Annotated in this window: 19 protein-coding genes, 1 other RNA gene and 1 pseudogene; 3 read left to right on the top strand and 18 right to left on the bottom strand. The window is 59.1% G+C overall.

Annotation, left to right across the window (positions count from 1 at the left end; translation table 11 throughout):
* Positions 1–58: 58 nt before the first annotated feature.
* The 5 genes and pseudogenes from asd to leuC form a co-directional block, all read right to left on the bottom strand.
* Positions 59–1,135 (bottom strand): annotated as a pseudogene (gene asd, locus EKA13_RS19685) (aspartate-semialdehyde dehydrogenase); the annotation flags it as partial.
* Positions 1,136–1,205: 70 nt separating this feature from the next.
* Complete coding sequence (gene leuB / locus EKA13_RS19680; protein ID WP_065760968.1) at positions 1,206–2,288, bottom strand: 3-isopropylmalate dehydrogenase; 1,083 nt, start codon at positions 2,286–2,288, stop codon at positions 1,206–1,208.
* Between the two features lie 52 nt (positions 2,289–2,340).
* A complete protein-coding gene (locus tag EKA13_RS19675) occupies positions 2,341–3,108 on the bottom strand; it encodes a class I SAM-dependent methyltransferase (RefSeq protein WP_065760967.1) in 768 nt (255 codons plus the stop codon).
* Between the two features lie 66 nt (positions 3,109–3,174).
* On the bottom strand, positions 3,175–3,819 hold the full coding sequence (gene leuD, locus EKA13_RS19670; protein ID WP_065760966.1) for a 3-isopropylmalate dehydratase small subunit: 645 nt from the start codon (positions 3,817–3,819) through the stop codon (positions 3,175–3,177).
* Positions 3,816–5,249, bottom strand: a complete 1,434-nt coding sequence (gene leuC, locus EKA13_RS19665; RefSeq protein WP_065760965.1) for a 3-isopropylmalate dehydratase large subunit — start codon at positions 5,247–5,249, stop codon at positions 3,816–3,818. The genes leuD and leuC overlap by 4 nt, the downstream gene beginning before the upstream one ends.
* 130 nt (positions 5,250–5,379) lie before the next feature.
* Between leuC and EKA13_RS19660 the strand changes: the two genes are divergently transcribed.
* Together EKA13_RS19660 and EKA13_RS19655 are read left to right on the top strand one after the other, a co-directional pair.
* Positions 5,380–6,252 carry a LysR family transcriptional regulator gene (locus EKA13_RS19660; protein ID WP_065760964.1) on the top strand — a complete coding sequence of 291 codons (873 nt, stop codon included), beginning with the start codon at positions 5,380–5,382 and terminating at the stop codon, positions 6,250–6,252.
* A gap of 74 nt (positions 6,253–6,326) precedes the next feature.
* Complete coding sequence (locus tag EKA13_RS19655; protein WP_065760963.1) at positions 6,327–9,623, top strand: PAS domain S-box protein; 3,297 nt, start codon at positions 6,327–6,329, stop codon at positions 9,621–9,623.
* Positions 9,624–9,999: 376 nt separating this feature from the next.
* Here EKA13_RS19655 and recR read toward each other — a convergent pair whose 3' ends face one another.
* The 12 genes from recR to ffs all read right to left on the bottom strand — a co-directional run bounded on the left by recR (position 10,000) and on the right by ffs (position 22,930).
* A complete protein-coding gene (recR, locus tag EKA13_RS19650; protein WP_065760962.1) occupies positions 10,000–10,602 on the bottom strand; it encodes a recombination mediator RecR in 603 nt (200 codons plus the stop codon).
* A gap of 99 nt (positions 10,603–10,701) precedes the next feature.
* On the bottom strand, positions 10,702–11,430 hold the full coding sequence (locus EKA13_RS19645; RefSeq protein ID WP_065760961.1) for a pilus assembly protein: 729 nt from the start codon (positions 11,428–11,430) through the stop codon (positions 10,702–10,704).
* Between the two features lie 206 nt (positions 11,431–11,636).
* Positions 11,637–12,173 carry a CS1 type fimbrial major subunit gene (locus tag EKA13_RS19640; RefSeq protein WP_176717455.1) on the bottom strand — a complete coding sequence of 179 codons (537 nt, stop codon included), beginning with the start codon at positions 12,171–12,173 and terminating at the stop codon, positions 11,637–11,639.
* A 4-nt stretch (positions 12,174–12,177) separates the two neighbouring features.
* On the bottom strand, positions 12,178–12,918 hold the full coding sequence (locus EKA13_RS19635; protein WP_245704364.1) for a fimbrial biogenesis chaperone: 741 nt from the start codon (positions 12,916–12,918) through the stop codon (positions 12,178–12,180).
* A gap of 39 nt (positions 12,919–12,957) precedes the next feature.
* A complete protein-coding gene (locus tag EKA13_RS19630; RefSeq protein WP_125862953.1) occupies positions 12,958–14,172 on the bottom strand; it encodes a hypothetical protein in 1,215 nt (404 codons plus the stop codon).
* An 87-nt stretch (positions 14,173–14,259) separates the two neighbouring features.
* Complete coding sequence (locus tag EKA13_RS19625) at positions 14,260–15,471, bottom strand: hypothetical protein (RefSeq protein WP_125862952.1); 1,212 nt, start codon at positions 15,469–15,471, stop codon at positions 14,260–14,262.
* 31 nt (positions 15,472–15,502) lie between these two features.
* Positions 15,503–18,040, bottom strand: a complete 2,538-nt coding sequence (locus tag EKA13_RS19620) for a CS1-pili formation C-terminal domain-containing protein (RefSeq protein ID WP_083199856.1) — start codon at positions 18,038–18,040, stop codon at positions 15,503–15,505.
* Between the two features lie 169 nt (positions 18,041–18,209).
* Positions 18,210–18,686 (bottom strand): CS1 type fimbrial major subunit, encoded by a 477-nt coding sequence (locus EKA13_RS19615; RefSeq protein WP_065760958.1) that lies wholly within the window; start codon positions 18,684–18,686, stop codon positions 18,210–18,212.
* Positions 18,687–19,430: 744 nt separating this feature from the next.
* Complete coding sequence (locus EKA13_RS19610; RefSeq protein ID WP_065760957.1) at positions 19,431–19,898, bottom strand: CS1 type fimbrial major subunit; 468 nt, start codon at positions 19,896–19,898, stop codon at positions 19,431–19,433.
* Between the two features lie 292 nt (positions 19,899–20,190).
* Entirely contained in the window at positions 20,191–20,517 is a 327-nt protein-coding gene (locus tag EKA13_RS19605) for a YbaB/EbfC family nucleoid-associated protein (protein WP_065760970.1), read from the bottom strand.
* Positions 20,518–20,587: 70 nt separating this feature from the next.
* Positions 20,588–22,636, bottom strand: a complete 2,049-nt coding sequence (dnaX, locus tag EKA13_RS19600) for a DNA polymerase III subunit gamma/tau (RefSeq protein WP_065760956.1) — start codon at positions 22,634–22,636, stop codon at positions 20,588–20,590.
* Positions 22,637–22,833: 197 nt separating this feature from the next.
* Positions 22,834–22,930, bottom strand: an RNA gene (gene ffs, locus EKA13_RS19595) — signal recognition particle sRNA small type.
* Positions 22,931–23,270: 340 nt separating this feature from the next.
* Between ffs and EKA13_RS19590 the strand changes: the two genes are divergently transcribed.
* Positions 23,271–23,954, top strand: coding sequence for a hypothetical protein (locus EKA13_RS19590; RefSeq protein WP_125862951.1), 684 nt, complete (start codon positions 23,271–23,273; stop codon positions 23,952–23,954).
* A 120-nt stretch (positions 23,955–24,074) separates the two neighbouring features.
* Here EKA13_RS19590 and EKA13_RS19585 read toward each other — a convergent pair.
* Positions 24,075–24,252: transposase (locus EKA13_RS19585; RefSeq protein WP_141685661.1), on the bottom strand; the 178-nt coding region annotated here is incomplete at its 5' end.

Raw genomic sequence — 24,252 nt, 5'->3', positions numbered from 1 at the left:
CCTGCGGCTGGCCACCTCGATCAAGCAGGGCACGGTGACGGCCTCCCTGATGCTCCGAAGGCTCGGCAGCACCCCACAGCAGTTGGTCACCCACGGTGAACGCGCCCAGGTACTGGGAGCCCATGTTCAGTTTGCGCAGACGACCCACCGGGATATTCAAGGTGCCGGTAACGTTGGTCGGGCTCAGCTCACGCATGCTGATTTCACGCTGGTTAGGCACCAGCTTCACCCACGGATTGTGCTGGCTGATCATGCCTTCGATATCGGCGATCGGCACATCCTTGTTCAGCTTGATGGTCAGTGCCTGGCTATGGCAGCGCATGGCGCCGATGCGCACGCAGATACCGTCGACCGGAATCGGGCTCTTGAAGCGACCCAGGATCTTGTTGGTCTCGGCCTGTGCTTTCCATTCCTCACGGCTCTGGCCGTTTGGCAGTTCCTTGTCGATCCAGGGGATCAGGCTGCCAGCCAGCGGCACACCGAAGTTCTCGGTCGGGTAAGCATCGCTGCGCATGGCCTCGGCAACCTTGCGGTCGATATCGAGAATGGCACTGGCCGGGTTGGCCAGGTCGTCGGCAACGGCAGCATGGGTAGCGCCCATCTGACGGATCAGCTCACGCATGTTCTGTGCACCGGCACCGGACGCGGCCTGGTAGGTCATGGCGCTCATCCACTCGACCAGACCAGCCTCAAACAGCCCGCCCAGGCCCATCAGCATCAGGCTGACGGTGCAGTTGCCACCGATGTAGTTCTTGGTACCGGCATCCAGTTGCTGGTCGATCACCTTGCGGTTGACCGGATCCAGCACGATGACCGCGTCGTCCTGCATGCGCAGGCTGGAAGCGGCATCGATCCAGTAACCCTGCCAGCCGGCTTCACGCAGCTTTGGGAACACCTCGTTGGTGTAGTCGCCACCCTGACAGGTCAGGATGACGTCGAGGGTCTTGAGCTCTTCAATACTGTAAGCATCCTTGAGAGGGGCAATTTCCTTGCCCACTGCCGGACCTTGTCCACCCACATTGGAGGTGGTGAAGAACACCGGCTCGATCAGATCGAAATCCTGCTCTTCCAGCATCCGCTGCATGAGCACGGAACCGACCATACCGCGCCAACCGATCAGACCTACACGTTTCATCGCAACTACACCTTTGCTAAAAAGTGGGCCGCTGCCTTAAAGGAAAAAAATCGGCAGCGGGCCAGAGAGATTACAGATTCCGCAGCGCTGCGACTACTGCGTCGCCCATTTCCTGCGTACCCACCTTGTTGCAACCTGCCGACCAGATGTCGCCCGTACGCAGGCCTTGATCCAGCACCAGGCTCACTGCCTTTTCAATGGCATCGGCCGCTGCTGTCTGATTGAAACTGTAACGCAGCATCATCGAGACCGACAGGATAGTCGCCAGAGGGTTGGCAATACCCTGCCCGGCGATGTCCGGTGCCGAGCCGTGGCAAGGCTCATACATACCCTTGTTGTTGGCATCCAGCGACGCTGAAGGCAGCATGCCGATAGAGCCGGTGAGCATGGAAGCTTCATCCGACAGGATGTCGCCAAACATGTTGTCGGTGACGATCACGTCGAACTGCTTGGGCGCACGAACCAGTTGCATGGCCGCGTTGTCGACGTACATGTGGCTGAGCTCGACGTCCGGGTAATCCTTGGCCACCTGCTCGACCACTTCACGCCACAGTTGGCTGGAAGCCAGCACGTTGGCCTTGTCGACCGAGCAGAGCTTCTTGCCGCGCACGCGTGCCATGTCAAAGCCGACACGGGCGATACGACGCACTTCACTCTCGCTGTATGGCAGGGTGTCATAGGCCTGACGCTCGCCACCTTCCAGCTCACGGGTGCCGCGCGGGGCGCCGAAATAGATACCACCGGTCAGCTCGCGAACGATGAGGATGTCCAGGCCGGCGACGATTTCAGGCTTCAGCGACGAGGCATCCGCCAGTTGCGGATAGAGGATCGCCGGGCGCAGGTTACCAAACAGACCGAGCTGCGAACGGATCTTCAGCAGGCCACGCTCAGGGCGAATGTCACGCTCGATCTTGTCCCATTTTGGCCCACCGACAGCGCCCAGCAGCACGGCGTCAGCCTTGCGCGCACGCTCCAGGGTTTCGTCGGCCAGCGGCACGCCATGCTTGTCGATGGCCGCGCCACCGATCACATCGTGCTCAAGGCTGAAGCCCAGTTGGAACTTGTCGTTGGCAAGCTCCAGCACCTTGACCGCTTCGGCCATGATTTCCGGACCAATACCGTCACCAGGGAGAATCAGAATCTGCTTGCTCATGCTTTCCTCTATTCAATTCAAGCGGTGTGCCGACACAGGCCCACCCAAAAAACTAGCGCTCGGCCCACAGTACCAGTACGTCGGTGCTGAAGGAGCCATCAGCTTCAATCTGGTAATACTGCCGCACTTCCTCGCCCATTGCCTGCTGCAATTGGCGTATGGCCGCACGCATCGGCTCAGGGGTACGCATGCGTTCCACCCACGAAGTGTACTCAAGACGTAAACGCTGACGGCTGTGGCTACGCGTGAACAAGCCGGCTTCACTGACCTGCTGCAGCCACTCGGCGGCCGAGTAGTCACGCACGTGACTGGTGTCACGCAGCACTTCCACGGTTTGCAGGTAGGTATCGAGCAACGGGCTGCCAGGCGACATGACATCAATGAATGCCACAACCCCGCCCGGTTTCAACACACGACGCACCTCACGCAACGCCAGGCCCAAATCGCTCCAGTGGTGCGCCGAGTAACGGCTGAACACGAAATCGAACGAGGCATCGGCAAACGGCAGGCGTTCGGCCGCACCACGCTCGGTAACGATATTGCCCAGGCCACGTTCAGTGGCCGCGGCTGCCACCACGTCGAGCATCTGCTGCGACAGGTCGTAGGCGACTACCTCAGCCACCAACGGTGCGACGTGAAAACTCACATGCCCGGCGCCACAGCCCAGGTCCAGTACCCGCGCACTGCCCTGGTCGCGCAACGCGGCCTGCAACAGCGAAAATTCGGTACCTTGGGCATGCACGGCGCTACTCAGGTAGGCGGCAGCCTGTTCGCCGAACTGGCGCTGGACGACTTCAGTGTGAACGGTGCTGCGGGTCATCGGCAGATCTCCTGGGCCCTATCGCCGGCAGTGCCAGCGATAGCCTCGACAAACTCAATACAGCAATCAGGCGTCACGAAACAGCCAGGGCTGGCTGGCGCGATGCTTGGCTTCGAACGTCGCGATGGCATCACGGTCCTGCAGGGTCAGGCCGATATCGTCCAGGCCATTGAGCAGGCAATGCTTGCGGAACGCGTCGATCTCGAAGCTCAACACCTTGCCATCGGGACGGGTGACGGTCTGCGACTGCAAATCGACCGTCAACTGATAACCTGGCGCCGCTTCAACCTGCTTGAACAGTGCGTCGACTTCCTCATCGCTGAGGATGATCGGCAGCAAGCCGTTCTTGAAGCTGTTGTTGAAGAAGATGTCGGCATAGCTCGGCGCAATAATGGTACGGAAACCATATTCCTCAAGCGCCCACGGCGCGTGCTCACGGCTGGAACCGCAACCGAAGTTTTCCCGCGCCAGCAGCACACTGGCACCCTGATAGCGCTCATGGTTGAGCACGAAATCCTGGTTTACCGGGCGCTTGCTGTTGTCCTGGTAAGGCTGACCGACATCCAGGTAACGCCACTCGTCGAACAGATTCGGGCCGAAACCGGTGCGTTTGATCGACTTCAGGAACTGCTTGGGAATGATCTGGTCGGTGTCGACGTTGGCACGGTCCAACGGGACGACAAGGCCGGTATGCTGGGTAAAGGCTTTCATGCTGCGCTCCCTTGAATCAACTCGCGTACATCGACAAAACGACCGGTAACGGCGGCGGCCGCGGCCATTGCCGGGCTGACCAGATGGGTACGTCCGCCAGCACCCTGACGGCCCTCGAAGTTACGGTTGGAGGTCGACGCACAGTGCTCGCCCGACTCCAGACGGTCCGGGTTCATCGCCAAACACATCGAGCACCCTGGCTCACGCCATTCAAAACCGGCTTCAAGGAAGATCTTGTCCAGGCCTTCCTGCTCGGCCTGGGCTTTCACCAGGCCCGAGCCGGGCACAACGATCGCCTGCTTGATGGTCGAGGCAACCTTGCGGCCCTTGGCAATTTCAGCGGCGGCACGCAAGTCTTCGATCCGCGAGTTGGTGCAGGAACCGATAAATACGCGATCAAGCTGGATGTCGGTGATCGCCTGGTTGGCCTGCAAGCCCATGTACTTCAGGGCCCGCTCGATGGAACCGCGCTTGACCAGATCGGCCTCGGCAGCCGGGTCCGGTACGCGCTGATCGACAGCAAGGACCATTTCCGGCGAGGTGCCCCAGCTGACTTGCGGCTTGATCTGCGCTGCGTCCAGTTCGACGACGGTGTCGAACACGGCATCAGCATCGGAAACCAAATCTTTCCAGGCTTCGACCGCGAGCGCCCACTGCTCGCCTTTCGGCGCATACGGGCGGCCCTTCACATACTCGACCGTCTTCTCATCGGTAGCGACCAGACCGACACGGGCACCGGCTTCGATGGCCATGTTGCAGATGGTCATGCGCCCTTCGACAGACAGGTCACGAATCGCGCTACCGGCGAACTCGATGGCATGGCCGTTACCACCAGCGGTACCGATCTTGCCGATCACGGCCAGCACGATGTCCTTGGCAGTCACACCGAACGGCAATTGGCCTTCGACGCGCACCAGCATGTTCTTCATTTTCTTGGCGACCAGGCACTGGGTAGCCAGTACGTGTTCGACCTCGGAGGTGCCAATACCATGGGCCAAGGCACCGAAAGCACCGTGGGTGGAGGTGTGCGAATCGCCGCAAACCACGGTCATGCCTGGCAGGGTCGCGCCCTGCTCCGGGCCGATCACATGGACAATGCCCTGGCGCACATCATTCATCTTGAACTCGACGATGCCATACTCGTCGCAGTTTTCATCGAGGGTCTGCACCTGCAGGCGCGACACCTGGTCGACGATGGCCTCGATGCCGCCCTTGCGCTCAGGCGTGGTCGGCACGTTATGGTCAGGCGTGGCAATGTTGGCATCGATGCGCCAGGGTTTGCGATTGGCCAGACGCAGGCCTTCGAAGGCTTGCGGCGACGTCACTTCGTGAATGATGTGACGATCGATGTAGATCAGCGCCGACCCATCGTCGCGCTGCTTGACCAAATGCGAATCCCAGAGCTTGTCGTAGAGCGTTTTGCCGGCCATCAGACTGTTCCTCATCAGCGTCTTTCTATGCCAATAACCACTTGGCTTGTACGGACGATGCTATGAGGTTAGATTGAATAACTCAAATTCATAATTTTTATACTTTGGATAACCAAAAGGAATCCGAGTAGTGGACCTGGCCAACCTCAATGCTTTTATTGCCATCGCCGAAACCGGGAGCTTTTCCGCTGCCGGCGAACGCCTGCACCTGACCCAGCCGGCCGTCAGCAAACGCATTGCCGGGCTTGAGCAACAATTGGACGTACGGCTGTTCGACCGCCTGGGTCGCGAAGTGAACCTGACCGAGGCCGGGCGTGCGTTGCTGCCGCGGGCCTACCAGATCCTCAACGTGCTGGACGACACCCGCCGCGCCTTGACCAACCTGACCGGCGAAGTCAGCGGCCGCCTGACTCTGGCCACCAGCCATCACATCGGCCTGCACCGTTTGCCGCCATTGCTGCGAGCCTTTACCCGAGCCTACCCGTCCGTCGCACTGGATATTCAGTTCCTCGACTCGGAAGTGGCCTATGAAGAAATTCTCCATGGCCGCGCCGAAATCGCCGTCATCACCCTGGCGCCCGAGCCTCACGCCCTGGTTCGCGCCGTGCCGGTCTGGGACGACCCACTGGACTTCGTCGCCGCCCCCGAACACCCGCTGGCACGCAAGGGCGCGGTAAGCCTGGCCGATATCGCACACCACCCAGCGGTTTTCCCCGGGGGCAACACCTTCACGCACCATATCGTTCAGCGCCTGTTTGAAGCGCAAGGCCTTACCCCCAACATCGCCATGAGCACCAACTACCTGGAAACCATCAAGATGATGGTGTCCATCGGGCTGGCGTGGAGTGTACTGCCACGTACTATGCTCGATGATCAGGTCGCATCCATCGCATTGCCAGGCATACAACTGTCGCGACAACTAGGCTACATTCTGCACACTGAGCGAACGTTATCGAATGCCGCCAAAGCCTTCATGGCTTTGCTCGACAGCCACGCAGTATGACCTTGAGCCCTGGCTGAACGCTTACAGAAGGCTCTGATCCAAAGGATGTGTTACTCGCCAAAGGTCTGGTATCGATGCCCAAATCAGCAAACCGGTTTCCGCGCCTGCCCCGTATACACGCCGCCGACCCTCAGGAATCCGAGCAGACCTGGGAAAGCGCCACACAATTGCTGGCCGCTCTCAACGGCGCGCACCTGGGCGCCTGGTTCTGGGATGTGGAAAGCGGACGCCTGAGCTGGTCACGCGGAACACAGGCACTGTTCGGTTTTGACCCGCAGCAGCCACTGCCCAACGACCTCGACTATCTCGAGCTGCTGCCCGTGGAAGACCGCGCCCGCACCCTGCAGACCTTTTATGCGGTAATGGCCGGCGAGCCACAGGACCAAGCCTTGCGCCATCGCATCCGCTGGCCGGACGGTAGCGTTCACTGGCTGGAGATCAATGGCAGCCTGACCCATGACAAACAGGGCAAGCCACAGATGATCGGGGTCATACGCGAGATTACTCGCCAGCGCGAGCGGGAAGCGGCGCTGATCAACTCCGAGAAGCGCTTCGCCACCCTGTTCCACCTCAGCCCCAACGTGATCCTGCTGACCCGACGCATCGATGGTCAGATCTATGAAGCCAATCAGCATTTTGAGAAAACCCTGGACTGGCCCTGCCACCAGGTGATCGGCAAGACCACACTGGAGCTGGGCCTGTGGGTCAATCCGCAGCAACGCCATCAGGTCCTGGAAGCCACCCGCAACACCAGCGACCCCATCACCCTGGAAGTGCAGTTTCGTGCAGGCAGCGGACAAATCCATGACGGCATACTCAGCACCCAGGGCATCGAGATGGAGGGTGTCGCCTACCTGCTCAGCACCTTTGTCGACACCACTGAACGCAAACGTGCCGAACAGGCGCTCAAGGACAGCCAGGAGCGCCTGGATCTGGCGCTGGACTCCGCGCAACTGGGTACCTGGGACTGGCACATTCCCAGCGGCATGCTCTATGGATCAGCCCGCGCCGCACAGTTGCACGGCCTTGATCCCGTACCGTTCCATGAGTCTTTCGAAGCCTTCTTCGAAGGCGTGCCCGAACAAGAACGCAGCAGCATGCGCCAGGCCTATCGCAGCCTGCGCGAAGGCCCAGCCGGCAACTACCAGATCACCTACCGTATACAGCTGGAAAATGGTACGTCGCGCTACATCGAGAGCCGCGCGCGCCTCTACCGCGACGAACAGGGTAATCCTCTGCGCATGGCCGGCACCCTGCTGGACATTACCGAACAGGTCGAACGCGAGCAGCGCCTGACCAGCTCGGAAGAAAAATTCGCCAGCCTGTTCCAGGCCAGCCCAGACCCGATTTGCGTAACCCGCCAGGACAGCGGTCAATTCATCGAGATCAACCCGGCCTTTACCCAGACCTTTGGCTGGCAAGCCAAACAAGTACTCGGGCGCACCGCCGAACAGATCGGCCTGTGGGCCGAGTCGAGCGAACGGGCCAAGCGTATTGAACAGGTTATTCGCGATCAGGCCCTGAACAATGTCGCCGTGCTGGTCAACCACAAGGATGGCCACCCCTTGACCTGCGTAATCTCCAGCCGCCTGATCAAGGTCGACAATGAGCCGTGCAGCGTTACCACCCTGCGTGACATTACTCAGCAACAACGCGCCGAAGCCGCGCTGAAAGCCAGCGAAGAAAAATTCGCCAAAGCCTTCCACTCAAGCCCCGACGCGATCACCATCACCGAACGCGAGAGCGGCCGCTACCTGGAGGTGAACGACGGTTTCTGCCGTTTGACCGGCCACAAAGCCACCGAAGTCATTGGCCGCACATCCCTGGAGATCGGTGTCTGGGCTGACGACAAACAACGGGCAGCACTGCTTGCCGAACTGCAGGAAAAAGGACGGGTCCACCATCGAGAAATGCTCGGGCGCAACAAGCGCGGTGAAGTGCTCACCCTGGAAGTGTCGGTAGAACCCATCACGCTCAATGAAGCCGAGTGCCTGCTGCTGACCGCACGCGATGTCAGCCAACTGAAAAACGCCCAGGCGCAGATTCGCCACCTGGCCTATCACGACTCGCTGACCAATTTGCCAAACCGTGCCTTGCTGATGGACCGCCTGAGCCAACAGATCGCCTTGCTCAAACGTCACAACCTGCGCGGCGCCCTGCTGTTCCTCGACCTGGACCACTTCAAGCACATCAACGACTCGCTGGGCCATCCGGTGGGCGATACCGTACTGAAAATCATCACCGCTCGCCTGGAGGCCAGCGTGCGCCTGGAGGACACCGTGGCGCGGCTCGGCGGGGACGAATTCGTTGTCCTGATCAGCGGCCTGGAAGGTAGCCGTGAAGAGGTCGAAGACAAGGTTCGTAGCCTGGCCGACACCCTGCGAGCACTGCTGGCGGAACCGATGTCACTGGACGGACAACGCCTGCAAGTAACCCCGAGCATTGGCGTGGCACTGATTCCCGACCATGGATCGACCCCAGCCGACCTGCTCAAGCGCGCCGACATCGCCCTCTACCGCGCCAAGGACTCGGGCCGCAACACCACTCAACTGTTCCACAACACCATGCAAAAGGCCGCAAGCGAGCGCCTGCGCATGGAGAATGACCTGCGCCTTGCACTGGCACGGGGTGAACTGGCACTGCACTTCCAGCCGCAGGTCGACGCCCGCGATAACCGCATCATCGGCGCCGAGGTCTTGCTGCGCTGGCATCACCCGCAACTGGGCCAGCAACCACCCAGCCAGTTTATCCAGGTGCTGGAAGAAAGCGGCCTGATCCTTGAAGTCGGCAGCTGGATTCTCGACGAAGCCTGCGATGCCTGCGCGCGCATGCTGCAAGACGGCCTGATCGATGCCGATGAGTTCAGCCTGTGTGTCAACATCAGCCCACGGCAGTTCCGCCAGAACGACTTCGTCGAGCGGATACGCCGCAGCCTGGACGACTATGGCCTGCCCTACCGGATGCTCAAGCTGGAGATTACCGAAGGCATCGTGATCCAGAACCTGGAAGACACCATCAACAAAATGCGCGAACTCAAGACGTTTGGCGTCAGCTTCGCCATGGACGACTTCGGTACCGGCTACTCGTCACTGACCTACCTCAAACGACTGCCGGTTGATGCACTGAAAATCGACCAATCGTTCGTTCGCGACGCGCCGGTAGACCCCAACGACGCCGAGATCGTCCGCGCCATCGTCGCCATGGCCCGCAGCCTGGACCTGGCGGTGATTGCCGAAGGGGTGGAGTTGTCCGAGCAACTGGAATTTCTTGAACAGCTGGGTTGCCACCTCTACCAGGGTTACCTGCACAGCCGCCCACTGCCGCTGAACGAGTTTCGCGAACTGCTGCAGGAAGCCCCCGAGGATCGCTAAAGCCTCTGGGGGATACAGGCTTGCCTGCGATGGCCTCGGCGCGGGGCCTGTGAGTACGCGGCGCCTGCATCGCGGGCAAGACCCGCTCCTACAGCTGGCGCGGGCCCTGTTGGAGCTGGCTTACCTGCGATGGCCTCGGTGGGGTGCCAGCGAGTTCGCGGCGTCTGTATCGCGGGCAAGACCCAATCCCACAGCTGGCGCGGGCTCTCTTGGAGCAGGCTTGCCTGCGATGACGTCGGTGGGGTCTCAGCGAGTGCGCGGCGTCTGCATCGCGGGCAAGCCCGGCTCCTACAGGTTGCGCGGGCCCTGTTGGAGCTGGCTTGCCTGCGATGGCCTCGGCGCGGTGTCTGTGAGTGCGATGCTTTTCGTGCAGCAACTAAAGCGAGATTGGTTTACGCCCGGCGAACGAATGCGCCAAGGTACCGCCGTCGACCAGTTCCAGCTCTCCACCCAGCGGCACGCCATGGGCAATGCGCGATGCGACGACGCCTTTGTCAGCCAGCAACTGGGCGATGTAATGCGCAGTCGCCTCCCCTTCCACCGTCGGGTTGGTGGCCAGGATCACTTCACGCACGCTGCTCTGCTCGGCAATGCGGGCCATCAACTGCGGGATGCCGATAGCCTCAGGGCCCAAACCGTCGAGCGGCGACAAGTGCCCCTTGAGCACAAAGTAACGACCCCGATAACCGGTCTGCTCCACCGCATACACGTCCATCGGCCCTTCAACCACACACAGCAGGCTGTCGTCACGACGCGGGTCGGCACATTGTGGGCAGAGCTCTTGCTCGGTCAGGGTTCGGCATTGGCGGCAATGCCCAACCCCATCCATGGCCTGGCTTAGTGCCAGCGCCAAGCGCGCACCGCCACTGCGGTCACGCTCCAGCAAGTGCAGCGCCATACGCTGCGCCGTTTTCTGGCCGACACCCGGCAAGGTACGCAAGGCGTCGATCAACTGTCGGATGAGTGGGCTGAAGCTCATGGGAAAAGGCCTGAACGCGACTAAACGCGGTTTATACCCGGCTGCCGGGGTGGCGTCAAATCCACGGCAACGCCCCCCGCCACCCTGCCCAAGGGTTACCTAGCGTTCGATTTCGGTCTTTTTCTCGCCTTCGATCAGGTCGAAGGCATAGCTGCGCCCGCCGGTTTTATCGAACTCAAGCACAGCCCCTGGCAGCAAACGGTGTACAACGGCCGAGGCGCAGTTCTTGCCCTTGCTTTCACAGGCACGGAAACGGTCGAGTTCCACGGTGGCGTTACCATTGTTACGCACCACCAGCTTGCCCTGGCGCTCATCTATATCGACCTTGAACTGGGTGTTCGTTGGGCGTACGTAGAACAGCGAACCGAAACCCGCCATGACCTGCACACCGGCTTCCAGGCTGTCCTTGTAGTCCTTGGCACCGTCGGCATTCACCTCAAAGCCATCACCAACCTCAGGCACCACGGGGTTGAAGCGCAGACGGTAGTAACGCTCGCGGTCGCGCTCACCCCGGTACAGCAAACGCACCGACTGCATGCCAGAGGCCGGGATAATCAACCGAGCGGGGCTTACCACCAGTGAGCGGCTGGCACTGTCCTGGCCATCGAGGGACACTTCACGGAACTTGCCGTCTGGCCCACGCACCAGCTCCCAGACGCTGACCTTGACGAACGCCGTGGAAGTGCCGCCATTGTAGATACGCTTGACCTGAGTGGTCTTGGAGGCATCGAGATAATCGTTCAGGGCGCCGATGTTCAGGCGTGGCATCGCCTGGGCAGCCCAGGGTTGCAACAACAGCGCAGCGGCAATGATCAGTAGTTTTTTCATGGCATAAACCCTTGTTAATGGTATTTGGAAACAACCAACTAACCGGCATGCAATGATCCCTAACCGGCGAGGCAGATTCTTCCAAACAAACAGCCGCGGACATACCGGGCTATTCCGCTAGAGGTGTAGGACTATTCCTACCAAGGGCGCTACCAAAGACACTGCCAAACCACACATCCCAAGCTCAGCGCCCGGCGCCACATCACTCACAAGGGTGTTTCAAAGATCAGATTGACAAAGCCCTGATACTGGCCGGGCGCATAGGGCCCGTCAGCGGCAGAGATCTGCACCGGCATGTACGCCTGCACGCTGCTGTCGGCGGCCGAAAGCACCTCTTGAGCGATCAGGTTCAGCTCTCTGCCGTTCACCTTCACAGTGAGTGGAATTGAATCCGAACCACTGGTAATCACCGGCTGCTGGACCAACCTGGCCTGGATGCCCCCCGAAACGCTCTTGGCGATATAGCGCTTGGTCAACGGCCGCAGGCGCTGCTGCATCACGTTATAGCTCAGCGCCTGGCTGCGCTGGTCCCAACCGCCTTCAGCTTGAACATAAAACGACTGCGACGGAACCTGAACAATGACCTCAACCTGTTTCCGAACATCCACTGCCATTGCACTGCCCGCGACGAGCAATGCAAACGGGATAGCCAAGTACTTTTTCATAATAGGCTCACTAAAAAATTCACAGATACAGGCCCGGCAATGCCAACCCCAGACCACTGCATAACCGGCCAACAACACACACTCAGCCTTTAAGCGCGTAGGGTTTAAGGGCCTCGCCTTCGCGCAGTTCGAACTGGTACGTGCGCCCGGCCTGCTTGGTGAACTCACGCACCTTCCCGGGCCGCACATGGTAGGTATACGGGGCAGTACACTGCTCGCCCTTGCTGTCACAGTCCTTGAACGACTCCAACACCACCGACGCCGTACCGTTGTTACGCACCCGGAACATACGCGGCTGGTCATCCAGCACCGTGGCATAGCGGACGTTACGCGGCGCCACCAGCAGTACCGTGCCAAAGCCCTTGAGCACACTGACGTCCGCTGCAAGGGTTTTCTGGTACTGGGCGGCTTCTTCCTTGCTCAGGGCAAACTCATCCTCGCCTTTGGGCAACACCGGCTTGAAGCGCAGGCGAAAGTAGCGCTCCACCGTCCGGTCACCGCGAAACAGCAGGCGTACGTTCTGCATGCCCTGGGCCGGAATGATCAACCGCGAAGGCGTTGCCACCAGCGCCCGTTGCCCGCTGTCCTGGCCATCCAGCGGGGTTTCCTTGACTTTATCGTCGTGGTTGAAATGCATCTCGGCCACCGACACGCTGACAAAGGCCGTTGAGCTGCCGATGTTGTTCAAGCGCTTTTGCATCGTGCTGCGCTCTGCGCCCAGGTAGTCATACAACGTGCCGACGTAAAGCTCGGGCATGGCCTGCGCCACACAGGCCTGGCCAAGCAGCAGCGCTGCCCACAACTGACGTTTGATCATTGCCATTACGCTCCTCTTGAGCCGCCTCACCTCGCACCCCAGGTGCTAGAGCAAGGCATCGAACACCACCGTGACATTCCCCCGGTAGGTGTCTCCCGGGTGTTGCACCATCGCTGCCGCTTCACCAGGGGCCGTCGCAAAATGTAGCGCCCCGGGCTGGTTGAACACCGGCGTCACCGTCTCGACACGCAGCGGCATCGTGCGCCCGGTCGGGATCGGGTGGCGCTCTACCGCCTGGCCGTTATGGAGCTGAAGCCCCCCGGGCAGCGACATTTTTATATCCAACGCGGCAATGTGATTATTGCGGGGGTTTCGAACACCACATAGGAGGCCGACTGGGTACTCACATTCCATGAAAACAGACATCGGCCCGGTTTTGGTAATCCGGAACGGCAGGTCGCGCACCAACTTCTCGGGCGCAGGCCCGCCATTCAGCCAGCGCATCCAGCCACCTGGCGGCTCGAGGATCACCTTGTCGGAGTTGGCCGGGAACTGCAGTTCGAAGGCGTGTTGAACATCGAGTTCGAATTTGATTTTCAGGCTATTGGTATTGAGGTTGGTGACCATGTTACCGAGTGCAATTTCACCATTCTCGCCAACACTGTAATTCACCTCACCCGTATAGATACCTGCTGGCATCGCAAGTGGGTTTGGTGCTTGCAGCACATAGCCAATGGAAAACTCTTTAACGGCAGCATCCGACTCAATTCCCGCGGCCTCATAATCACTCGTGGAGTGACATGGTGTCGGACTCTCCGGATTCCTTACATCCCACAACGACACCGCCCAACCTTTCCCCCCCCCTTCACCCACCGTTAGAAGATAGCTGCATCCACCTCCCACTGAGGCGGTGAAAATTGGATTAAACACATTAGAAGTCATCTGATCAACATAAGCGCTAAACTTACTCATCGAAAAATTCAAGTTATGAATTTCACCAGAGGTAGCATTTCTCACCTGAACGCTCTTGGCTGCTGGCAAAGACACATAGAACCTATCTCTTATATTAGGCGCGCTTACAAACGTTTTTTTAATATACTCAATACCCAACCCTATCGAATAATTATCATTCGTGCACTGTGGGTAGTTTGGCCAACGGACACAAAACCCACTAATCGGCGTCGTATTCTTAAACCGCGTATTCGTTGAAGAAGGCCGAAATTCCGCCGTAATCGTCACCTCGGATGCCAACGCGGCCTCGGCGCCACCCAGCAGCGCCAGCGAAAGCGCCGCCAGGCGCATTGTTTTCATCGGTTTCATACCGACCTCTCCATCGTCGTTAGCGTCAAGGTTAGCCACGCTTGGCGATTTGCACGGTCTGAGCCGTATACAGGCGCATTAAAGGTGCTAGAGCAAGGCATCGAACACCACCGTGACATTCCCCCGGTAGGTGTCTCCCGGGTGTTGCACCATCGCTGCCGCTTCACCAGGGGCCGTCGCAAAATGTAGCGCCCCGGGCTGGTTGAACACCGGCGTCACCGTCTCGACACGCAGCGGCATCGTGCGCCCGGTCGGGATCGGGTGGCGCTCTACCGCCTGGCCGTTATGGAGCTGAAGCCCCCCGGGCAGCGACATTTTTATATCCAACGCGGCAATGTGATTATTGCGGGGGTTTCGAACACCACATAGGAGGCCGACTGGGTACTCACATTCCATGAAAACAGACATCGGCCCGGTTTTGGTAATCCGGAACGGCAGGTCGCGCACCAACTTCTCGGGCGCAGGCCCGCCATTCAGCCAGCGCATCCAGCCACCTGGCGGCTCGAGGATCACCTTGTCGGAGTTGGCCGGGAACTGCAGTTCGAAGGCGTGTTGTACATCGAGCACAAAGTTAAGTGTCACGGTAGAGGGCGGGCTGCCCGAGACGCCATTACCGAGGTCGAAATCTCCTGGAGTTCCGTTGCTGCCGACAGAAAACTCCAATCTACCTTCGTAAATACCGGCACGCATGGCAAGTGGATTTGGTGTTCTCAGCACATAACCAATGGAAAAATTTTTAACTAAGACATCCATCTCATCACCTACAGCACCCCTTGAAGAGTGCGAATAACAGAGAGAGGGACTTTCCGGATTCGTCACATTCCACAGACCTACACCATAACCCACATTACCCAGCGATATAATGTATCCACACCCACCTAATACGAAGCCACTCCACATGGGATTAGTAAAGCTACTACTGCCACCTTCAGATCGAGCACTGAACTTATTTATCAAAAAACTTAGTTTATGCGCCTCACCCGAGGAAGCCTCTACAACATCCAACTCCCTTGCCCCTGGCAGACCAACACTGAGCATATCTCGAATAGGAGCAAAATGAATATATTTTTTATTATATTCAACACCCAGCCCTATCGAATGATTATCGGTCGAGCACTCAGGCTCGGTTGGAAAAACATTACAAAACCCACCAACAGGCGTCGTATTCTTAAACCGCGCATTCGTTGAAGAAGGCCGGTACTCCGCCGTAATCGTCACCTCGGATGCCAACGCAACCTCGGCGCCACCCAGCAGCGCCAGCGAAAGCGCCGCCAGGCGCGTTGTTTTCATCGGTTTCATACCGACCTCTCCATCGTCGTTAGCGTCAAGGTTAGCCACGCTTGGCGCTTGGCGCCTTGGCCGGTTCTGCCGCTGCCAGCCGCTCAGGCGTGCAGGTCTGGTCGCCAACCAGCAGCACATCGTGCTCACGCTCGTAGCGGTCTTTGTCCAGGCGCAGGAAGCACTGCTGGCCACCTTTGTGCCGCACTTCCAGCGTAGGCGTGGATTCGCTCATTTCCACAGAGAAGAACCCATCGGCCTCACTGACACTGCGGCTGGCATGGTTGATCACCATCGCGCCACGCAGCGGCTCGCCGCTCTTGTCGAGCAACCGACCGATCACGGTCACGGTGCGCATGATCCGCACTTTCTGGTACGCCACACCGCCCTTGTTCAGGTGGTAGCTGGCCGAGGCCGGCTGAATTACCGCCGCAGGCGCCGCATCGCCGTTGAAGTCGAACTGCAGGTTGCCGGACTTGTACGCCGACACCGGAACCAGGTTGCGCCCCGGTTTAAGGGTGCTGGCCAAGCCCTGTTGGTCGTAGGCCTGCATTTCCAGGTCGGTGTAGTCGGACTCGACATCCACCACCATGGCCGACTGCATCAGGCCGGTGTCGCCGCTCATGGCCACTGCGCCGCCACCAATGCCCACGGTGCTTTGCAGGTTCAGGCCGCCACTCAGTTCGTTGTTGAACGATGAGGTTTGCAGGTGGGCAGAACCGGACATCGCACGGCCTTGCAGTTCTGCACTGGAACCAACGCCCACGCCGAAGCTGTCGGCGTTCAGGGTACCGGTCACACTGCGCAGCACGCCGTGGTCGAGTTGCTGCTGATAGCTGAGCGAGGCGTTGTGCTCGCGGCTGCCGTCACGGCCGGTGCGGCTGCCAAGGCTGCCATAGGCGCGGCTGCCATCGCTGCCCAGGCTCATGGTCAGGCTGACATCGACGCCGCGGTTACGCGCCCCACCGCTGCTGGCACTGCCGGGGCGGTCGAACACCGAGAAACGCCAGGTCGCATCCGAGCCCATGACCATGCCACGGCGCACCCAGGACAGGTCGACACCCACACCCGAGTTGGCACCCGTGCTGTGGTTAACGCGCAGGTTGGCGCTGTTCTTGTCGTCCAGGCGCTGCTGCAGGCTGAGCGAATTCTGTTGCGTTTCACGCACTTCACGCTTGGCACGGCTGTTCAGGCGGTCTACCGAGTTACCGGTGGTGGTCTCTATCCAGGAACGGCTGTGGCTGAGGACCACGCTGCCGCCTTTGTGGGCATAGATGCTTTGCAGGTCGTAGCCATTGCCCTGGTTTTCGGTGTGATGCAGGTTACCGTACAGCTTGACGTTGTCTTTGATGTCCCAATCCAGCGAGGTGCCGTACTGCATGGCGTCGTTGACGCGCTCGGTAGAAAGCCCCAGCACGGCACGTGGGTGCAGCAGGTAGTTGGCCATTACCCCGGCGCCCAGGCTTTTCGCCCGGTCATCCTGCCAATTGCTCAACAGGTCCTGGCTTTGCCCCAGGTAGGCGTTGTAGCGCCAGCGCTGATCGGGGTTCGACCAGTTGCGTGGCTTGTACACGAACTCTTCGCTACGCGAGGTGATCTCGCCATCTTCAATCAGGCGCACTTCCACTTCATAGATCCCCCCCGGCAGGCTGCGCGTGTCGAGGGTTTGCAGGCCTGGTTGCACGGCCTGGGTGTAAATCAACGAGCCATCACGGTACACCTCGACCGTGGCCGGGCGGTTGGGCGTGACGTAGATCGGGGTGGTGCTGGCCTGGCCGTCATTGATCACCAGGCTGTCGTTCGAGCCGAACATGAACCCTACGATGCCCTCCGGGCGACTGCCCAAGGTGTTCGGCTGACGGGTAAGCCCTTGAGCGCTCGGGGCAAAGTAGCCCAAACGGTAGAAGCGGTCATCGACCAGGCGGTCGGCGTGCAGGTCACTGACCCGGTAGCGTTGCATCTGGCCGCCAGTGCCCGAACTGCGGTCCACCTGGCCACGGGCCGTGGTGGTCCACTGCCCTACACTGCCCACACCTTCAAGGGTGTAGGTGCCATGCACGTCGCGCTCCCCGCCGGAAAGGTTCAACTGGTTGCGCAGCAGCACGCCGTGGCTGCCCTGCTCGGGCAAGGCATGAAAACGCGCCAGGCTGGCATCACGCTCGGCGGCCTGGGTCAGAATCGACAGCTGCGAGTTGGCCAGGCTGTAATGCAGGGCCAAGAGGCCATTGGCGCATTTTTTGGTGCAATCGCCCAACGGCTGCGGGTCGTTCAAGGTGGCCAACCACTGCTGCAACACCTGCGCCGAAACCTCCGATTCGTGGGTATCGGTGTACTCAAGCAGTTGAACCTTCTCGTCACGGCTGAGTACCAGCATGGCTTCTGCCATGAAACGGCCGTCGAGGTCGACCCGTACGGCCAGGGGTACATCAAAGAAATGATCACGAAACTCCGCCGGCAGGCCCTGGGCCTGGGTCAGCAGCGAGATTGCGCTCGAGGGCTGCTGGTTGGCCTGAGCTGTACCCAGCCCAATGCTCAACGCACCGGCAAGTGCAAGCGCTAACAAACTTTTGGCGTACGGAAAAGTTGTCATGATCATCTCTCGGGCAATAAGTCCCCGGCTCGCGCAAAAACAAGCGCGAACAATTAAAGATGGGGAGGTTTAAACGGGAAAAGCGTAATAGCAGCCTGGGGGCACGAGGGGGAACACAATACCCCCAGGCATTCAAACTAGAGACGGTGTAGCGGTTATTCCAAAAATGTTACGGCACAGTAATTGGCGTCGGAGTTTCAAACGTCATGTTGACAGTGCCGCTGTAGTTACCAGGCTGATATGGACCGGCCTGAGCAGCAACATTGAACATCATGAACGACTCTGTAGCGGCAACAGGAGCCGGGATAACTTCCGTGCTAGTAGTAGTCAGTGCGATGCCGTTCAACTTAACATCAAGGAGAATGGCGTTTGCGCCGCTGTTGATTTGCGGCAAACTGTCAAGCTTGGCGCTAATGGCGCCCTCGGTGCTCTTGGCAACATAACGTTTCTGGACGGGCATCAAAGTTCCCGGAACCGGATCGTAAGCCAATGCTTGAGGGGCAGTATCCCAACCTGCCTCAGCCTGAACATAGAATGCACTGGTTGGAATATAAGCAGTGACATCAACTGCCTTGCTTTCCGTCTGAACAGCAAAGGCGCTACCAGCAGCGAGCATGACGAAAGGAACAACCATAAACTTTTTCATTTGAACTCCACAGGGAATTTCGAGAAACGATGTGTTTGATGTAATCGACAGCCTTACATAAGCAAGTTCCTGTCTATGGCTTACAGCGCTATCTGTCAGACATTCATCACTGCTAACCAATGCGCACAGTATGGCGATTGCTTTACACGCAAGATGTAGGCACCAAGTTCAAAAAATATAGGAATATTCTTACTAAAGCCCGCGATAAGCGCATAACCCGTGACTGCACCGTTGTAGGAGTAGGCCTTGCCTACGATAGGATCAGTGGGGTATCAGCACGCACGCAGCGCCTGCCACATTTGTTGGCAACACGGTCACTCTGTAGGAGCAAGGCTTGCCTGCGATGGCTTCGGTGGGGTTTCAGTGAGTCCGCGGCGTTTGCATCGCGGGCAAGACCCGCTCCTACAGGTTGCGCGGGCTCTGTTGGAGCTGGCTTGCCTGCGATGGCTTCGGCGGGGTGTCAGTGAGTTCGCGGTGCTTGCATCGCGGGCGAGCCCGGCTCCTACAGCTGGCGCGAGCTCTGTTGGAGCTGGCTTGCCTGCGATGGCTTCGGTGGGGTGTCAGTGAGTGCGCGGCGTCTGCATCGCGGGCAAGACCCGCTCCTACAGCTGGCGCGGGCTTTGTTGGAGCTGGCTTGCCTGCGATGGCTTCGGTGGGGTGCCGTAGACCTAAACGAAAAAACCGGGGTTCGCACTGCATCAAGTGCGAACCCCAGGTTTGTCAGAAGCGCTATATGCTGCGCAATCAGCGCGAAACAAGCGGTGTTTCAAAGGTCATGTTGACCATGCCCGAGTAACTACCCGGCGCATAAGGGCCCGCCTGGGCAGAGATTTCGATCGGAATGAACACCTGGTTGCCCCTTTGACTCTCAGGCACCACAATCTTGGCGGTATTGTCCAGATCAACCCCATTGATGCTGACATTAAGGTTGATTGCATCGGCGCCACTATTCATCTGGGCCGGGCCTTCAAGCCGGGCCTCAATGGCCCCGGTGGTGCTCTTGGCAATCAGGCGCTGAACGACGGGCCTCAGCGTTTCGGTTACCACGTTGTAGCTCAACTCTTGCACCCGAGTATCCCAGCCGTTTTCAGCCACAACATAAAACGCAGCGGCCGGAATATGGGCAATGACTTCGACTTGCTTGCGAACGGTGTTACTGGCAAAAACGCTACCGGCAGCGAGCATGGCGAACGGGATGATCCAGTATTTCATGATATGCACCTTTGATAATGTACGAATTCAAGCGGTTAGTAAGGCTTAACAGAAACGCCAACCGGCGCCCCCTGTTCATGGCCTGCAGCGCTATCATTCAGATCGCAGTCGCTGCCAACCAATGCGCACATTATCGACATCCTTCTGCCCGACTTATGTAGGCGCAGAGCTCGAGGAACGTAGGAATTTTCCTCAGGATTTTCAATTTCGCATCATTTGCCTACAAGTAATCTCTAATGTTCGAACAAAAAAAATGCCAGGCATTGGCCTGGCATTTTTTACGACTGATGCCTTAGAACGGCATTTTGAAACCCGGCGGCAGTTGCATGCCGGCGGTCATGCTGCCCATTTTGTCCTGGCTGTTCTGCTCGACCTTGCGTACCGCGTCGTTGACGGCGGCGGCGATCAGGTCTTCGAGGACTTCCTTGTCTTCCTGCATCAGGCTGTCGTCGATGCTGATGCGCTTGACGTCGTGACGCCCGGTCATCACCACGCTGACCAGGCCTGCACCGGATTGACCGGTCACTTCAGCATTGGCCAGTTCTTCCTGCATCTTGGCCATTTTTTCCTGCATCTGCTGCGCCTGCTTCATCAGGCCGGCCATGCCACCTTTCATCATGGGGATCACCTCAAGTATCACATTACGGAATACGGCCAGGAGCACGCTCCAAGCCGCCAGTGTCATTCAGTTACTCGCTTTGGCCAACCAAAGCGTCCACAGGTTCAATAGTATCCTCACGCACCACGGCACCGAACTGCTGGATCATCTGCTGGATGAACGGATCAGCATGAATTGACGCTTCAGCATCACGCTGGCGCTCGGCACGGCGACGCGCAGCGGCCTGGGCCGGGGTTTCCTGCTGGGGCTGGATCAGTTCAATGACCAGGTTGATGCTGCGCCCCAGGTGCTGGTTCAGCGCGTCGTTAAGGCGACGTTGCTGGGTGGCGTTGAACAACGCGCCCTGCCCTGGGTCCAGATGCAGCAGCCAATTGTCGCCCTCGGCGGCCATCAGGGTGCAGTTGGCGGCGATATTGCCGGTCATGCCGGAAACCGGCAACGCAGGGAACATTTCCAACCATTGCAGCGCAAGCCCGGTGGCCGGCTGGGCGGCCGGCAAGACTACCGGTTCAGGCTCGGCAACGGCGGGCACCATTTCGCTGGCCAGTTCGTCCAGGTAGCTGTAGCCCATTGGGTCCAGCTCAGGTTCGTAGTAATCCTCGTCCAGCGGCGGCTCGTCGTCACGCTCCATACCCGCAGGGCTGTAGCTGGCATCATCATGCGGTGGCGGCGCTTCCTGCACCGGCGCCGCTACTGAAACAACAGGCTGCACGGCCTCGACCACGTCCGCTTCAGCGACTGGCTCTGGCTCTGGCTCTGGCTCTGGCTCTGGCTCTACAGCAGGCTGCGCCATGGGCGGGTCGTTCCACGGCAGATCGATCTCGGCCTCAGCCGGTACCGACACAACGGGAGCGGGTTCTGCAACCGGCTCAGGCTCAGCCGGCAAGGCCGGCACAGGGGCTGGTGACTCGACCACGGCCACGGGCGCCTGTACCGGCGGCATAGCGGTGGCCGCAGCCACTGCTAACGTGGAATCAGCTGTGGCCTGGCTGATCCCCACTGGCTTTAGCGTTGGCCTGGGTGCGTCCGGGGTATCGGCCGGACGGAAGGCCAGCATCCGCAACAGCACCATCTCGAAACCACTGCGCGGGTCGGGTGCCAGCGGCAGGTCACGGCGGCCAATCAGGCCCATCTGGTAGTAAAACTGCACATCTTCGGCAGGCAGTGCCTGCGCCAGTGCCAGCACGCGTTCGCGGTCACCCTGGCCGTTATCGACCGCCTCGGGCAAGGCCTGGGCAATGGCCACGCGGTGCAGCACATTGAGCATTTCAGCAAGCACACCGCTCCAGTCCGGGCCCTGTTCGGCCAATTGCCGAACCGCCTCGAGCAATGCCCTGGCATCGCCCTCAAGCAGTGCCTGGAGCACTCCGTAGACCTGGCCGTGGTCAAGGGTACCGAGCATCGCCCGGACATCGGCGGCCAACACCTTGCCTTCACCAAAGGCGATGGCCTGGTCGGTCAGGCTCATGGCGTCGCGCATCGAACCGTCGGCGGCGCGACCGAGCAGCCACAGCGCATCGTCTTCAAACGGTACGTTCTCGACACCCAGCACATGGCTCAGGTGTTCGACGACGCGCTCCGGGGTCATGTTTTTCAGCGAGAACTGCAGGCAGCGCGACAGGATCGTGGCCGGCAGTTTCTGCGGATCGGTGGTGGCGAGGATGAACTTGACGTAAGGCGGCGGCTCTTCCAGCGTCTTGAGCAAGGCGTTGAACGAGTGGCTGGAGAGCATGTGGACTTCGTCGATCAGGTAGACCTTGAAGCGCCCACGGCTAGGGGCGTACTGCACGTTGTCGAGCAGCTCGCGGGTGTCCTCGACCTTGGTCCGGCTGGCGGCGTCGATTTCGATCAGGTCGACAAAACGCCCTTCGTCGATCTCCCGGCAGACTGAACAGGTGCCGCACGGGGTCGAGGTGATGCCGGTTTCGCAGTTAACGCATTTGGCAATAATGCGCGCGATGGTGGTCTTGCCCACACCCCGGGTACCGGTAAACAGGTAGGCGTGGTGCAGGCGCTGGTTGTCCAGCGCGTTGATGAGGGCCTTGAGCACATGGGTCTGGCCGACCATTTCGCGGAACGAGCGCGGACGCCATTTACGTGCAAGAACCTGATAACTCATCGAAAACCGTCGCGATCCAGAAGCTGAAGAGGGCTAATGCTAGCGGAGCGGGGGCAAAATTGCATCCGGTGTCGTCTACGCTGTGCAAGAGGACAGGCAGCAGTGCGGCTCAATCGTCGAAAAGCCGACCGCTCACACAGCAAAAACGCTGTCTGAGAGAGGAAATAGAAGGAGGGGGACTTTCTAAATGGAGGCGACCCCACCAGCCACACCCCGGCACACGATGTTCCCGCTATGGCTGCTCCCTTCCGGGCCTGACCAGGTTGACGGGTAATCGTTGCGGGGGGCCTTAGAGACCCAGCTCCTCCTGACTTCTAGCGATTCCTGCTCGTCGCACGACTATAAAATAGAGACTCCATTCTATAGCGCTGGTGAATGCCATTGGGAGAACTTTGGATCACCGTTCTGGATCACTTTTGGACCACTTTTGGATCACCAGGCCACATCCCAATCAGCTATTTTTTGGGCAAAAATATGAGCCGATATATACGGGGCTCTCCACTCGCTTCCCCCCACTCCCCCCTCATGCATCGCCAAGAATCTGCCCTGCCCGCCTATTGCAGAGCGAGTAGCAGATTAGTAATTTCTGCTGTGGTTGCATTGATTCTTTTGCTACATGCGGAAATACCTAGCGATGACTGAACCACGCAGTTCTTGGCAAAAACAGACCAGCAAGGCGATATCCAACTTCATGGACGGCTACGATTGGTGCCGCATCTATGGAGCCTGGAAACGGCGGATTGATGACTTCGTGACACCGATCCACCCAGTGTTCCAGGAGGTACATCTCCACGACCCAGGAAATACCCAGCGAGACCAGGTTGAACTGGCTTGGTGGTCACGCAGACAACTGAACGAAATACGCCGGGATTGCCAGCAGCACTTTGATGAACTCCCAGGTTCTTACGGATCGACACATCCACAAACTTATCTGGGTCGGAAAGGTGAACTGCAGACACTTGAACTGCTTTTCAAGTACAGAGATGACCTTGAGCAGGTTGCAGCTGTTCTGATTTCTGCCTCCATTTTCTCCAGACTGGGTGGTCGGGCGGGATATCCGAAGAAATGGCCGGGGTACCTCTGTGTAAAGACACTACACGACCTGATCAACGACCGATGGATGAGTGGATCGGGCTACTGGCATCACGCAAATACCACAGTCCTGCCATATACCAACTATGACGACGTCCATCGGATCGATGACTTGAAGAGCTTGATTTGCTACCTCGCCGAAGAGCACGCAGCCCTTCTGCACCAGTTCACACCCGTGGCAGTTCGGTTTACACCAGAAAGGAGCCCTGTGCTTTCAAGCGTCTAGGGGCCGCAATTTTTGGGTACACCCTAGCGTTACGCCACGCACCAGCCTCCTCCCCCCTCTCTTTGCGTAACGTATGGGTTGACTTCGACATATGTTACGGAGATATTTGGCTCTTCGCATTTAAGGGTGTAGCTGATTTCTAAACCCTCCTGACTTCAGCAAGCACCTGGCTATGTAATTGGTTAAATTTCTAAAGCCCAAGGCGGTACCTCGTAAGTGCTCAAGTCGCCCGTTGATAGCTTCTGTTGGACCGTTGCTGGTTCCTGGCCGGTCGAAGTAGGCAAGGATGCTCTCAGCG

The sequence above is a fragment of the Pseudomonas defluvii genome (assembly GCF_001695625.1).
Classification (GTDB): Bacteria; Pseudomonadota; Gammaproteobacteria; order Pseudomonadales; family Pseudomonadaceae; genus Aquipseudomonas; species Aquipseudomonas defluvii.
This window is presented reverse-complemented; position numbering and strand designations above follow the sequence as displayed.

What these genes read in the sequence shown, in the direction of transcription:
- EKA13_RS19635 (WP_245704364.1), bottom strand. Translation starts at nt 12,918, where the DNA reads ATGGCAATGATCAAACGTCAGTTGTGGGCAGCGCTGCTGCTTGGCCAG.
- EKA13_RS19590 (WP_125862951.1), top strand. Translation starts at nt 23,271, where the DNA reads ATGACTGAACCACGCAGTTCTTGGCAAAAACAGACCAGCAAGGCGATA.
- EKA13_RS19655 (WP_065760963.1), top strand. Translation starts at nt 6,327, where the DNA reads ATGCCCAAATCAGCAAACCGGTTTCCGCGCCTGCCCCGTATACACGCC.
- EKA13_RS19620 (WP_083199856.1), bottom strand. Translation starts at nt 18,040, where the DNA reads ATGACAACTTTTCCGTACGCCAAAAGTTTGTTAGCGCTTGCACTTGCC.
- leuC (WP_065760965.1), bottom strand. Translation starts at nt 5,249, where the DNA reads ATGGCCGGCAAAACGCTCTACGACAAGCTCTGGGATTCGCATTTGGTC.
- leuB (WP_065760968.1), bottom strand. Translation starts at nt 2,288, where the DNA reads ATGAGCAAGCAGATTCTGATTCTCCCTGGTGACGGTATTGGTCCGGAA.
- EKA13_RS19625 (WP_125862952.1), bottom strand. Translation starts at nt 15,471, where the DNA reads ATGAAACCGATGAAAACAACGCGCCTGGCGGCGCTTTCGCTGGCGCTG.
- leuD (WP_065760966.1), bottom strand. Translation starts at nt 3,819, where the DNA reads ATGAAAGCCTTTACCCAGCATACCGGCCTTGTCGTCCCGTTGGACCGT.
- dnaX (WP_065760956.1), bottom strand. Translation starts at nt 22,636, where the DNA reads ATGAGTTATCAGGTTCTTGCACGTAAATGGCGTCCGCGCTCGTTCCGC.
- EKA13_RS19675 (WP_065760967.1), bottom strand. Translation starts at nt 3,108, where the DNA reads ATGACCCGCAGCACCGTTCACACTGAAGTCGTCCAGCGCCAGTTCGGC.
- EKA13_RS19605 (WP_065760970.1), bottom strand. Translation starts at nt 20,517, where the DNA reads ATGATGAAAGGTGGCATGGCCGGCCTGATGAAGCAGGCGCAGCAGATG.
- recR (WP_065760962.1), bottom strand. Translation starts at nt 10,602, where the DNA reads ATGAGCTTCAGCCCACTCATCCGACAGTTGATCGACGCCTTGCGTACC.
- EKA13_RS19630 (WP_125862953.1), bottom strand. Translation starts at nt 14,172, where the DNA reads ATGAAACCGATGAAAACAATGCGCCTGGCGGCGCTTTCGCTGGCGCTG.
- EKA13_RS19610 (WP_065760957.1), bottom strand. Translation starts at nt 19,898, where the DNA reads ATGAAATACTGGATCATCCCGTTCGCCATGCTCGCTGCCGGTAGCGTT.
- EKA13_RS19645 (WP_065760961.1), bottom strand. Translation starts at nt 11,430, where the DNA reads ATGAAAAAACTACTGATCATTGCCGCTGCGCTGTTGTTGCAACCCTGG.
- EKA13_RS19615 (WP_065760958.1), bottom strand. Translation starts at nt 18,686, where the DNA reads ATGAAAAAGTTTATGGTTGTTCCTTTCGTCATGCTCGCTGCTGGTAGC.